General features: G+C 63.5%; 9 protein-coding genes. 4 read left to right on the top strand and 5 right to left on the bottom strand.

All coding sequences use genetic code 11. The annotated features are described in order from the left end of the window. Positions 1-167: 167 nt before the first annotated feature. The gene (gene acnA / locus ACLF6L_RS07405; protein WP_412852698.1) at positions 168-2906 is read right to left on the bottom strand and encodes an aconitate hydratase AcnA; all 2739 of its coding nucleotides are present in this window, start codon (positions 2904-2906) and stop codon (positions 168-170) included. Positions 2907-3270: 364 nt separating this feature from the next. On the opposite strand from acnA, the gene acnB reads away from it, so the two are divergent. Beyond that, on the top strand, positions 3271-5847 hold the full coding sequence (gene acnB / locus ACLF6L_RS07410; protein ID WP_412852699.1) for a bifunctional aconitate hydratase 2/2-methylisocitrate dehydratase: 2577 nt from the start codon (positions 3271-3273) through the stop codon (positions 5845-5847). A 65-nt stretch (positions 5848-5912) separates the two neighbouring features. Here acnB and hflD read toward each other — a convergent pair whose 3' ends face one another. From hflD to ACLF6L_RS07425, 3 genes are read right to left on the bottom strand one after another with little or no spacing between them, the layout of a single operon-like run. Continuing rightward, entirely contained in the window at positions 5913-6548 is a 636-nt protein-coding gene (hflD, locus tag ACLF6L_RS07415) for a high frequency lysogenization protein HflD (RefSeq protein WP_238617010.1), read from the bottom strand. A gap of 47 nt (positions 6549-6595) precedes the next feature. Continuing rightward, positions 6596-7726, bottom strand: a complete 1131-nt coding sequence (gene mnmA, locus ACLF6L_RS07420) for a tRNA 2-thiouridine(34) synthase MnmA (protein ID WP_238617009.1) — start codon at positions 7724-7726, stop codon at positions 6596-6598. After that, positions 7723-8172, bottom strand: a complete 450-nt coding sequence (locus ACLF6L_RS07425; RefSeq protein WP_008931234.1) for an NUDIX hydrolase — start codon at positions 8170-8172, stop codon at positions 7723-7725. The genes mnmA and ACLF6L_RS07425 overlap by 4 nt, the downstream gene beginning before the upstream one ends. Positions 8173-8392: 220 nt before the next feature. Here ACLF6L_RS07425 and icd point away from each other — a divergent pair, with 220 nt between their 5' ends. Genes icd through clpA form a run of 3 tightly spaced genes read left to right on the top strand, consistent with a single transcriptional unit; the run spans position 8393 to position 12288 of the window. Next, a complete protein-coding gene (gene icd, locus ACLF6L_RS07430) occupies positions 8393-9649 on the top strand; it encodes an NADP-dependent isocitrate dehydrogenase (RefSeq protein WP_008931235.1) in 1257 nt (418 codons plus the stop codon). A gap of 40 nt (positions 9650-9689) precedes the next feature. Next, complete coding sequence (clpS, locus tag ACLF6L_RS07435; protein WP_008931236.1) at positions 9690-10010, top strand: ATP-dependent Clp protease adapter ClpS; 321 nt, start codon at positions 9690-9692, stop codon at positions 10008-10010. 13 nt (positions 10011-10023) lie between these two features. Then, on the top strand, positions 10024-12288 hold the full coding sequence (clpA, locus tag ACLF6L_RS07440; protein ID WP_238617008.1) for an ATP-dependent Clp protease ATP-binding subunit ClpA: 2265 nt from the start codon (positions 10024-10026) through the stop codon (positions 12286-12288). A 112-nt stretch (positions 12289-12400) separates the two neighbouring features. Here clpA and infA read toward each other — a convergent pair whose 3' ends face one another. Beyond that, entirely contained in the window at positions 12401-12619 is a 219-nt protein-coding gene (gene infA, locus ACLF6L_RS07445; RefSeq protein ID WP_008931238.1) for a translation initiation factor IF-1, read from the bottom strand. Positions 12620-12755: the final 136 nt, after the last annotated feature.

Consider the following 12755-nt stretch of genomic DNA (forward strand, 5'->3'; position numbering starts at 1 on the left):
TGCTACTGGATTCCCGCGTTCGCGGGAATGACGGAATGGCGAGCTCATCAACGCATGTGATATAGCCGATTGGATTCCCGCTTGCGCGGGAATGGCATTGATGGATGATCGGCGGATCACTTGCCGCAACGGGATTTCCGCTTTGGAATCTTCGTCGGACGTTTCCCTCAGGATGCCAGTTGCCGGATGACGTAATGCAGGATCCCACCATGTCGATAGTACTCCCATTCCTTCGGGGTATCGATGCGTACCCGAGCCTTGAACTCTCTCCGGACACCGTCATCCGCCTCTACGGTCACGGTGACCTCGTTCGGGTCGTCGTCCAGCGAGCCGATGCTGTAGCGCTCATGCCCCGACAGCGACAGGGTCTCGGCGTTCTCGCTGGGCAGGAACTGCAGGGGCAGCACCCCGAATCCGACCAGGTTGGAACGGTGGATGCGCTCGAAACTTTCGGCGATCACCGCGCGAATGCCCAGTAGCCGTGTCCCCTTGGCCGCCCAGTCCCGGGAGGAGCCGGTACCATATTCCTTGCCGGCCAGGACCACCAGCGGTGTGCCTTTCTCACGGTAGGCCATGGCGGCGTCGTAGATGCTGATTGACTCGCCATCGGGCAGGTGACGGGTCCAGCCCCCCTCGGTGCCCGGGGCCAGACGGTTGCGCAGGCGCACGTTGGCGAAGGTGCCTCGCATCATCACTTCATGATTGCCGCGCCGGGAGCCATAGGAGTTGAATTCCCTGGGTTCGATACCCAGGGCCTGCAGGTATTGCCCAGCCGGGCTCTCCGGGTGAATGCCGCCGGCGGGAGAGATGTGATCGGTGGTGATGGAATCGCCCACCATGACCAGGCAGCGGGCATCCCGGATGGCTTCGGGCGGCTCGGGGTCCAGTGTCATGCCCTCGAAGTAGGGCGGGTTCTTTACGTAGGTGGACTCGGCCCAGTCGTAGCGTTCCGACTCGGTGACAAGGATCTGCCGCCAGTTGGCATCGCCTTCGAAGACGTCGGCGTACTTCTCCCGGAACATGGTCGAGTGGATGCTGGTCCCCATGAGTCGGTGGATCTCGGCCTGACTGGGCCAGATGTCCTTGAGATGGATCGGTCGGCCCTGGTTGTCCGTCCCCAGCGGGTCCTGGTACAGATCCACGGCCATGGTCCCCGCCAGGGCGTAGGCCACCACCAGGGGCGGAGAGGCCAGGTAGTTGGTGCGCACATCGGCATGGATGCGGCCTTCAAAGTTGCGGTTGCCTGAGAGCACCGCCGCCACCATCAGGTCACCCTCGCGGATGGCATTGCCGATGGGTTCGGGCAGCGGGCCGGCGTTGCCGATACAGGTGGTGCAGCCAAAGCCCACCACCGAGAAGCCCAGGGCTTCCAGAGGTTGCAGGAGTCCGGCCTGTTGCAGATAGGCCGGAACCACCTGGGAACCGGGTGCCAGGGAGGTCTTGACCCAGGGTTTGGGCTTGAGGCCCTTTTCCAGGGCCTTCTTCGCCAGCAGGCCGGCGGCCAGCAGCACTGCCGGGTTGGAGGTGTTGGTACAGGAGGTGATGGCGGCGATCACCACGGCGCCGTGCTTGAGCAGGTGTCGCTCGCCGTCCATCTCGTATTCCACCGCGCCCTTTTCATGGCTGTCGTCCACCCCGGGGGCGGCATGGCCGCCTTCATCGGCAAAGCGGGCCTCTTCCCGGTCCGTCGGGGTGGCGTGATGTTCCTTGAGGAATCGGTCGAGGGTGTCGCTGAAGTTGCGGCGGGCCTGATCCAGGGGAATCCGGTCCTGGGGCCGACGCGGTCCCGCCAGGCTGGGCACCACACCGGCCAGATCCAGTGTCAGGATGTCGGAATAGTCGGCCTGCCGGGCGCCGGTGTCGCGCCACAGACCCTGATGACGGGCATAGGCCTCCACCAGGGCGATGCGGGATTCATCCCGGCCCGAGAGGCGCAGGTATTCCAGGGTTTCCCGGTCGATGGGGAAGATGCCGCAGGTGGCGCCGTATTCCGGGGCCATGTTGGCGATGGTGGCCCGATCCGCCAGGGGCAGGTGGTCCAGGCCGTCGCCGAAAAATTCCACGAACTTGCCCACCACGCCGTGCTGTCTGAGCATCTGGGTGACGGTGAGTACCAGGTCGGTGGCGGTAGCGCCTTCCGGTAGCCGGCCGCTGAGTCTGAAGCCGACCACCTGGGGAATGAGCATGGAGATGGGTTGGCCGAGCATGGCGGCCTCGGCCTCGATGCCGCCCACGCCCCAGCCCAGCACGCCCAGGCCATTGACCATGGTGGTGTGGGAGTCAGTGCCCACCAGGGTATCGGGATAGGCGTGGAGGCTGCCGTTGTCGTCACGCACGAAGACGGTCTGGGCCAGATATTCCAGGTTCACCTGATGGACGATGCCGGTACCCGGGGGCACCACGCGGAAGTTTTCAAAGGCCTGCTGGCCCCAGCGCAGGAACTGGTAGCGTTCCTTGTTGCGGTGGTATTCCAGCTTGATGTTCAGGTCCAGGGCGTTTTTTTGGCCGAAGTGATCCACCATCACCGAGTGGTCGATCACCAGGTCCACCGGGGCCAGGGGATTGATCCGTTTCGGATCCTTGCCCAGGGCGTGCATGGCATCGCGCATGGCGGCCAGGTCGACCACGGCGGGGACGCCGGTGAAGTCCTGCAGTACCACCCGGGCCGGGGTGAAACCGATTTCCGCGCTGGGTTCGGCCTTGGGGTCCCAGTCCAGCAGGGCCTGGATGTGTGCCCGGGTGATGTTGTGCCCGTCCTCGCAGCGCAGGAGGTTTTCCAGCAGGATCTTGAGGGAGAAGGGCAGGCGGTCCAGATCGTGGGTTTTCCGGAGCGGGGCGAGGCTGTGGATGTGATAGGTCCGGCCCTGAACGTCCAGGGTGTCCTCGGTGTTGAAACTGTTGCTCATCAGTGTCTCCGCGAAAGACCCCGGATTCAGCACCGGGGAAAGATGGCGGTAAAGCCGTCACTCCCGAAAAATCGGGAGTCCAGGGTTTCCGAGTTCTCCCGAATGGATTCCCGCTTGCGCGGGAATGACGGAGTTTGGCATGTCTGCGGGAATGACGGGGCTTGGCATTGTTGAGAGTCGTCAGTTCTGCGAAAGTCATCAGGTGAGTATGGCACACCCTCGCATCAGGCATTTCTGGTCTGTCACCCTTCAGGTGGTTTAGAATGCTGCCGCGCAATAACCCTGTCTGTCAAAATAACAGATTGATCATAAGGGATATTTCATCCCTCCCCGGGCAACCGGGGCGTTAAAGAGGATCACACACGTGCTTGAAGCCTATCGCCAACATGTCCAGGAACGTGCCGCAGAAGGGGTGGTGCCCAAACCCCTGGATGCGGAGATGACCGCCCAGCTGGTGGAACTGCTGAAGAACCCGCCCGCCGGCGAGGAAGCCTTCCTGCTGGACCTCATCACCCATCGCGTGCCTCCGGGCGTGGACGAGGCCGCCTATGTGAAGGCCGGCTTCCTGTCCGCCGTGGCCAAGGGCGAGGCCAGCTCCCCCCTGATCGATCGCACCCGCGCCGTGGAACTGCTGGGCACCATGCAGGGCGGCTACAACATCTCCACCCTGGTGGAACTGCTGGATGACGCCGAACTGGCTCCGGTCGCCGCCAAGGAACTCAAGCACACCCTGCTCATGTTCGATGCCTTCCACGACGTGGAAGAGCGTGCCAAGGCCGGTAACGGCCACGCTCAGGCCGTGATGCAGTCCTGGGCCGATGCCGAGTGGTTCCTGAGCCGCCCCGCCGTGCCCCAGAAGATGACCGTGACCCTCTTTAAGGTCCCGGGCGAGACCAACACCGACGACCTGTCCCCGGCCCCGGATGCCTGGAGCCGTCCGGACATCCCCCTTCACGCCAAGGCCATGTACAAGATGCCCCGTGAAGGCATCACCAACGCCCAGGCCCAGATCGAGGCACTCAAGCAGAAGGGTCACCCGGTCGCCCTGGTGGGTGACGTGATGGGCACCGGCTCTTCTCGCAAGTCCGCCACCAATTCGGTGCTGTGGTACATCGGCGATGACATCCCCTACGTACCCAACAAGCGCTTCGGTGGCGTCTGTCTGGGCGGCAAGATCGCCCCCATCTTCTTCAACACCATGGAAGATGCCGGCGCCCTGCCTATCGAACTGGATGTGACCCATCTGAACATGGGGGACGTGGTGGACATCTATCCCCACGACGGCAAGGTCTGCCGCCACGACAGCGACGAGGTGATCACCACCTTCGAACTGCGCTCCCCGGTGATGCTGGACGAGGTCCGCGCCGGTGGCCGCATCCCCCTGATCATCGGTCGCGGCCTGACCGACCGTGCTCGCCAGGCCTTGAACCTGCCGGCCTCCGATGTGTTCAAGCGGCCCCAAGCCCCGGTGGACAGCGGCAAGGGGTTCACCCTGGCCCAGAAGATGGTGGGCAAGGCCTGCGGCGTGGCCGGCATTCGCCCCGGCACCTACTGCGAGCCCCGCATGACCACCGTGGGTTCCCAGGACACCACCGGCCCCATGACCCGGGACGAGCTCAAGGATTTGGCCTGCCTGGGCTTCCAGGCCGATCTGGTGATGCAGTCCTTCTGCCACACCGCCGCCTATCCCAAGCCGGTGGACGTGCAGACCCATCACACCCTGCCGGACTTCATCATGAACCGGGGCGGTGTCTCCCTGCGTCCGGGCGACGGCATCATCCACTCCTGGCTGAACCGCATGCTGCTGCCCGATACCGTGGGTACCGGCGGTGACTCCCACACCCGTTTCCCCATCGGCATCTCCTTCCCGGCCGGCTCCGGTCTGGTGGCCTTTGCCGCCGCCACCGGCGTGATGCCCCTGGATATGCCCGAGTCGGTCCTGGTGCGTTTCAAGGGTGAGCGTCAGCCCGGTATCACCCTGCGCGACCTGGTCCACGCCATTCCCCATGCGGCCATCCAGCAGGGTCTGCTGACGGTGGAGAAGAAGGGCAAGAAGAACATCTTCTCCGGCCGCATCCTGGAGATCGAGGGGCTGGACGACCTGACGGTGGAGCAGGCGTTCGAACTGTCCGACGCCTCCGCCGAGCGTTCCGCCGGCGGCTGCACCATCGCCCTGTCCGAAGCGCGGGTGGCCGAATACCTGCGCTCCAACATCACCATGCTGCGCTGGATGATCGCCAACGGTTACGGCGATGCCCGGACCCTGGAGCGTCGCGCCAAGGCCATGGAAGAGTGGCTGGCCAACCCCAGCCTGATGCGGGCCGACGCGGACGCCGAGTATGCGGCGGTGATCGAGATCGATCTGAACCAGATCAAGGAGCCCATCCTCTGTGCCCCGAATGATCCTGACGACGCCCGTCTGCTGTCGGAAGTGGCCGGTGGCAAGATCGACGAGGTGTTCATCGGTTCCTGCATGACCAACATCGGTCACTTCCGCGCCGCCGGCAAGCTGCTGGAGAAATTCCAGGGCCAGATGCCCACCCGTCTGTGGCTGTCTCCGCCCACCCGCATGGATCAGCGTCAGCTGACGGAAGAGGGCTACTACGGCATCTATGGTCGGGCCGGCGCCCGTACCGAGATGCCCGGTTGCTCCCTGTGCATGGGCAATCAAGCCCGGGTGGCCCCCGGTGCCAAGGTGGTGTCCACCTCCACCCGCAACTTCCCCAACCGTCTGGGGGATGGGGCCGATGTCTACCTGGCCTCCGCGGAGCTGGCGGCGGTGGCCGCCGTGCTGGGACGCCTGCCCACGGTGGAGGAGTACATGGAGCAGGCCGCCGGCCTGAACACCATGGCCGCCGAGGTCTACCGTTACCTCAACTTCGATCAGTTGCCGGAGTATGAGGAAGCGGCCCGGAAAGTGATTCCGGTGGTGGCGGCGTAGGGGGTACACCCCTGACCCCAACCCCTCTCCCGCAAGGGGAGAGGGGCTTTTTAGGAACGATCAGATCAGGAGGCCTCCGCGGTCTCCTCAAGCATGAAACGCGCTTCCGCCAGCATGGCGTTGCGCCCGAAAATCAACTTCCATCTCGATCCCCCCGCCTGACGCCACAGGACCGCCCCGCGGATGCCCGCCAGGAGCAGGGCGCGGATGCGCGCCGCATTGTGCGGATTGCCCAGGTGGTTCTGTTCTCCCTGCACGATGATGCGTGGGCCCAGTTCGCTGATGGTGTTCTGATAGGTCTGGCCCAGACGGGACATGATGTTCTCGTGCAGGATGCCGAAGGACTCGCTCTGGTGAGCCGCCACCTCGATCCCGTCCCGCAGGGTCCGGATCATGTCCGGCTGCTTCATCAGCTTGCGCTCCAGATAGAGCATGTTGATCACATAGCGGGAGATCTCGCCGTCCACCTGGGGGGAATTGGCCTGAACCTGTTCCACCAACGTGCGCAGCCCCCGGCGCAGATTGACCGCGCCACCGTAGACCTCATCAAGGGTCCCTGCCTCGAAGGCAAACAGGCTGCGGATCATGGTTTCCAGTTGCGCGGCATCGCACTGGCCACGCCAGGCCACGTCCTTGACCAGTCCGGCGGATTGGAACATGGCGGCCAGGGCCAGGGCTCGGTTGCGGTGTGAAGCTTCCACGGGTCGTTTTCCGTCTATAGGGCTTGGGTGGTGGAGTCGGGGGCTAACTATAACCCGATTGGCGGTATCCGGGCGTCCGTGTCCTTGCGGGCGATGATGCCGCCTCCCAGGCACTCCGCCCCGTGGTAGAACACCACCGACTGCCCCGGTGCCACCGCCCGCTGCCGGTGTTGGAAGCGCACGTGAAGGGCGCCGGGTTCATCCGGCATCGGTTCCACCCGGCAATCCTGATGGGCCTGCCGGTAGCGGATCTTGGCCTGGCAGTGCAGGGGCATTTCCGGGGCCTTGCCCGCGATCCAGTTCACCTCGGTGGCCACCAGGCCGCCGGCATGCAGGGCAGGGTGGTCATGGCCCTGGGCCACGATCAGGCGGTTGCGGGCCATGTCCTTGTCCACCACATACCAGGGGTTTTCCGCCGCGCCATGGACTCCGCCGATGCCCAGGCCCTGGCGTTGGCCGGGGGTGTAGTACATCAGTCCCTGATGTTCGCCCAGTGCCTGTCCGTCGGTGCTGACGATGGGGCCGGGTTGGGCCGGGAGGTAGCGCATGAGAAAGTCCCGGAAACGCCGTTCTCCGATGAAACAGATGCCGGTGCTGTCCTTCTTGGCGTGGTTCTCGAATCCTGCCCGGGCGGCAATCTCCCGGACCCGGGTCTTTTCCAGTTCGCCCAGGGGGAAGAGGGTGCGGGACAGGGCCGGCTGACCCAGGGCATGGAGGAAGTAGGACTGGTCCTTGCCGGCATCCAGCCCCTGAAGCAGTCGGAAGCGCCCGTCCAGTGCATCCACCCGGGCGTAATGACCCGTGGCGATGAGGTCGGCTCCCTTGTCCATGGCATAGTCCAGGAAGGCGCGGAACTTGATTTCCCGATTGCACAGGATGTCCGGGTTGGGGGTGCGGCCCAGGCGGTATTCCTGCAGGAAGTGGGCGAACACCCGGTCCCAGTATTCCTTGGCGAAGTTGACCTTATGCAGGGGGATTTCCAGTTCGGCGCACACGGATTTGGCATCCGCCAGGTCGGTGGCGGCGGAACAGTAGCCGGGTTCGTCGTCGTCTTCCCAGTTCTTCATGAACAGGCCTTCCACCCGGTAGCCCTGTTCCATCAGCAGGAGGGCGGAAACGGAGGAGTCCACACCGCCGGACATGCCGACGATGACGCGTTTGGCACGGGGGAGATTCATGACGGCATGTCCACCAGCAGGTCGAGGGGATAACGTCGACCGGCCAGATAATCATCGATGCAGCGCAGCACCAGCGGGGTGCGCAGGCTGTCTGGATGGGCCGCCAGGTGTTCGCGGTCGATCCAGTGGGTGTCCAGGATGTCCGGATCCCGAACCTGGCCGGGCACCGGTTCCGAGACGTCACCGGTGACGGCCACGCGGATGAACGTCAGCCCCGTGGGTGCATGTTTCCAGCGGTAGACGCCCACCAAGGCCTGGGGGGTAAGGCGGCAGCCGGTTTCCTCCAGGGTCTCCCGGACAGCGGCGGCGATCAGGTCCTCGTCTTCCTCCAGGTGTCCGGCGGGCTGGTTGTAGACGCTGCGGCCCTGTTCCCGTTCTTCCACCAGCAGGAATCGGCCGTCCCGTTCGACGACGGCGGCGACGGTGACGCGTGGGGTCCATACCATGTTCAAAGGGTTCCTCGGTGATGATAATGCCAAACTCCGTCATTCCCGCGAATGCGGGAATCCAGGCAGGGGGACTCTGACCGCAACAGTGTACATGATGGAGCAGGGTGGACGGGGCAGCCATCCGCCGGTCCGACTCCCGCTCTGTGGCACATCCCGAGGCCGTGTATAATCCCACCAAAATCCTTTACAACAACTTCAATACCACAAGGGAGTGCCCATGGCATACCAACATATCAAAGTCCCCGCAGAAGGCGTCAAGATCACCGCCAATGAAGACTTCTCCCTGAATGTCCCCAACCATCCGATCATCCCCTTCATCGAGGGTGACGGCATCGGCGTGGACATCACCCCGGTCATGCAACGGGTGGTGGACGCGGCGGTGGAAAAGGCCTACGGCGGTGAACGCAAGATTGCCTGGATGGAGGTCTTTGCGGGCGAGAAGGCCACCCGGGTCTACGGCGGCGACAACTGGCTGCCCCGGGAGACCATGGAGGCCGTGCGCGACTTCGTGGTGTCCATCAAGGGTCCCCTCACCACTCCCGTCGGCGGTGGCATCCGTTCCCTGAACGTGGCCCTGCGTCAGGAGATGGACCTGTACGTCTGTCAGCGTCCGGTACGCTACTACAACGGCACCCCCAGCCCCCTGAAGAACCCGGAGAAGACCGACATGGTGATCTTCCGGGAAAACTCCGAAGACATCTATGCCGGTATCGAATGGGCCGCGGGCAGCCCCGAGGCGAAAAAGATGGTGGATTTTCTGGTCAACACCATGGGTGTCACCAAGATCCGCTTCCCGGAAACCAGCGGTATCGGCGTCAAGCCCGTGTCCGAGGACGGCACCAAGCGTCTGGTCCGCAAGGCCATCCAGTATGCCATCGAGAACGACCGTAGCTCCGTGACCCTGGTGCACAAGGGCAACATCATGAAGTTCACCGAAGGGGCCTTCAAGAACTGGGGCTATGAGCTGGCGATGCAGGAATTCGGTGCCACCGAGATCGACGGCGGCCCCTGGTGCCGTCTGACCAATCCCAGGAACGGCAAGGAAATCATCATCAAGGACGTCATCGCCGACAACTTCCTGCAGCAGATCCTGCTGCGACCGGAAGACTACAGCGTGATCGCCACCATGAACCTCAACGGCGACTACATCTCCGACGCCCTGGCGGCCCAGGTGGGCGGCATCGGCATTGCCCCGGGGGCCAATCTGTCCGACACCGTGGCCATGTTCGAGGCCACCCACGGAACCGCGCCCAAGTATGCGGGTCTGGATAAGGTGAACCCCGGCTCCCTGGTCCTGTCCGCCGAGATGATGCTGCGTCATCTGGGCTGGGTGGAAGCCGCGGACCTCATCGTCAAGGGCCTCTCCGGCGCCATCAGCTCCGGCCGTGTGACCTACGACTTCGCCCGTGCCATCGACAGCGCCACCGAGCTTTCCTGCTCGGAGTTTGGCGAGAACATCGTGGCGCACATGTAATTCGCCGGGAACTGAATCGACCATTGATTGATCCGACATTATGGGAGACGAACACAAGCATCAATCCGACCACGGGCTGGTCGTCGAGCCGGCGAAACCCCGGCTCAAGCAGCCGCCTCAGTACAAGGTGGTACTGCTCAACGACGACTACACTCCAATGGAGTTCGTGGTGCAGGTCCTGGAGGTCTTCTTCGCGATGGATCGCGAGAAGGCCACCCGGGTCATGCTCCACGTGCACACTCGCGGCAAAGGGGTGTGCGGCATCTATACTCGGGATATCGCCGAAACCAAGGTGGCTCAGGTCAACGACTATTCACGGGAACACCAGCATCCATTGCTCTGCGCGATGGAAGAGGCCTAGCGGGTACGCGACCATGCTGAACAAAGAACTCGAGTTTTCACTGAACATGGCCTTCAAGGCCGCGCGCGAGAAACGTCACGAGTTCATGACGGTGGAGCATCTGTTGCTCGCCCTCACGGACAACCCGACGGCCGCCACGGTGCTGAGGGCCTGTGGGGTCAACATCGAATCCCTGCGCAAGGAGCTCGAGGAATTCGTGGATGCCAATACCCCCAGGCTGCCCATGAAGGATCCGCGGGATACCCAGCCCACATTGGGCTTTCAGCGGGTGCTGCAGCGGGCGGTGTTCCATGTGCAATCATCCGGCCGCAAGGAGGTCACCGGCGCCAATGTGCTGGTGGCCATTTTCGGCGAGCAGGAGTCCCACGCGGTCTACCTGCTCGGCCAGCATGATCTGGCCCGGCTGGACGTGGTGAACTATATCTCCCACGGGATTTCCAAGGTCTCGGACGAGCAGCAGGAGGACGAAAGTGCCTCCGGTGTCGCCGGCGAGGCCCAGGACGCGGACGAGGCCGCCCGCAAGAATCCCCTGGAGAGTTTCGCCACCAATCTCAACGAACAGGCGCGCAAGGGCAAGATCGATCCCTTGATCGGGCGCGCCCATGAACTGGAGCGCACGGTGCAGATCCTGTGCCGTCGCCGCAAGAACAATCCCCTGTACGTGGGGGAGGCGGGGGTGGGCAAGACCGCCATCGCCGAGGGCCTGGCCAAGAAGATCGTGGATGGCGAGGTCCCCGAGGTGCTGCAGGATGCGGTGATCTATTCCCTGGATCTTGGGGCCCTGGTGGCCGGCACCAAGTATCGGGGGGACTTCGAAAAGCGTCTCAAGGGGGTGTTGTCCCAGTTGCGACGGCAGAAGGGGGCGGTGCTCTTCATCGACGAGATCCATACCATCATCGGCGCCGGGGCCGCTTCCGGCGGGGTCATGGATGCTTCCAACCTGATCAAGCCCATGCTGGCCTCCGGGGAGCTCAAGTGCATCGGCTCCACCACCTATCAGGAATACCGGGGCATTTTCGAGAAGGACCGGGCCCTGGCCCGTCGATTCCAGAAGATCGACGTCAACGAACCCACGGTGGACGAGACCTACGAAATTCTCAAGGGGCTCAAGTCCCGCTTCGAGTCTCACCACGACGTGCGCTATACCACCAAGGCCCTGCGGGCGGCGGCGGAACTCTCCAGCCGCTACATCACCGACCGTCATCTGCCGGACAAGGCCATCGACGTGATTGACGAGGCGGGCGCCAACCGGCGCCTGCTGCCGGCCAGTCAGCGCAAGAAGACCATCTCGGTGCAGGATGTGGAGAACATCGTCGCCAAGATCGCCCGCATCCCGCCCAAGAGCGTGTCCGCTTCCGACATGGAGACCCTCAAGAACCTGGAACGTAACCTCAAGATGGTGGTGTTCGGCCAGGACGAGCCCATCGAGACCCTGGCGGCCGCCATCAAGATGGCCCGCTCGGGCCTGGGGGATCGGGACAAGCCCATCGGTTCCTTCCTGTTCGCCGGCCCCACCGGGGTGGGCAAGACGGAAGTCACCCGCCAGTTGTCCCAGATCCTGGGGATCGAGCTGGTCCGCTTTGACATGTCCGAGTATATGGAGCGGCATACGGTGTCCCGTCTGATCGGAGCGCCGCCCGGCTATGTGGGCTACGACGAAGGCGGCCTACTGACCGGGGCTATCCTCAAGCAACCCCATGCGGTGCTGCTGCTGGATGAGGTGGAGAAGGCCCATCCGGACGTGTTCAACCTGCTGCTGCAGGTGATGGACCATGGCACCCTGACGGATACCAACGGCCGCAAGGTGGATTTCCGCAACGTGATCCTGGTGATGACCAGCAACGTGGGTGCCGAGGTGTCCAGTCGGCCGTCCATGGGCTTCACCCAGCAGGACCATTCCAGCGATGCCATGGAGGTGCTCAAGCGTACCTTCACGCCGGAGTTCCGCAACCGTCTGGATGCCATCATCCAGTTCAAGCCGCTTGACCCGGTGACCATTGCCAGCGTGGTGGACAAGTTCCTGACCCAGCTTCAGGCCCAGCTGGACGAGAAGAAGGTGGCCCTGGCGGTGGACGACGAGGCCCGTGCCTGGCTGGCCGAACACGGTTACGATCCGAAGATGGGTGCCCGGCCCATGGGTCGGGTGATCCAGGACCGGATCAAGAAACCCCTGGCGGAGGAGATCCTGTTCGGCCGTCTGGCCGGTGGCGGCGAGGTCCATGTGTGCGTCAGGGACGCAGAACTGCACCTGGATTTTGTCGAGGAAGCCGTGCACTGACGCGCACCGATGATCCCGTTGTGTCCCGCGCGAGGGCGGCAACGGGAAAAAGGCCGCATTCCCCAAGGGAGTGCGGCCTTTCCTGCTTTTGAGGTCGGGAACCGGTCCGGTCTTACTTGTTGCGGTAGACGATCCGGCCCTTGGTCAGATCGTAGGGGGTCATCTGTACCGTGACCCGGTCGCCGCGCAGGATGCGGATGTAGTGCTTGCGCATCCGACCGGATATGTGAGCGGTGACCACGTGGCCATTGTCCAGTTCGACGCGAAACATGGTGTTGGGCAGGTTGTCCAGCACCGTGCCTTCCATCTCAATGTGATCTTCTTTCGGCATACGCCTGTATCGGGGTTTGAGCAGCGAAGGCGTAATTATCAACAACCGGGCGCATAAAACAAGCACCGGAAGGGGGATTCTTTGCCGAAATTTGCAGATGATTGCCCCAAGGTATCGGCTTTGCCTAAACTAGCCG

It is taken from the genome of Ectothiorhodospira shaposhnikovii (genome assembly GCF_047222355.1).
Classification (GTDB): Bacteria; Pseudomonadota; Gammaproteobacteria; order Ectothiorhodospirales; family Ectothiorhodospiraceae; genus Ectothiorhodospira.

Coding starts and splice junctions, on each gene's coding strand:
- acnA (WP_412852698.1), bottom strand. CDS start 2,906: ATGAGCAACAGTTTCAACACCGAGGACACCCTGGACGTTCAGGGCCGG.
- mnmA (WP_238617009.1), bottom strand. CDS start 7,726: ATGAATCTCCCCCGTGCCAAACGCGTCATCGTCGGCATGTCCGGCGGT.
- ACLF6L_RS07425 (WP_008931234.1), bottom strand. CDS start 8,172: ATGGTATGGACCCCACGCGTCACCGTCGCCGCCGTCGTCGAACGGGAC.
- icd (WP_008931235.1), top strand. CDS start 8,393: ATGGCATACCAACATATCAAAGTCCCCGCAGAAGGCGTCAAGATCACC.
- clpS (WP_008931236.1), top strand. CDS start 9,690: ATGGGAGACGAACACAAGCATCAATCCGACCACGGGCTGGTCGTCGAG.
- clpA (WP_238617008.1), top strand. CDS start 10,024: ATGCTGAACAAAGAACTCGAGTTTTCACTGAACATGGCCTTCAAGGCC.
- infA (WP_008931238.1), bottom strand. CDS start 12,619: ATGCCGAAAGAAGATCACATTGAGATGGAAGGCACGGTGCTGGACAAC.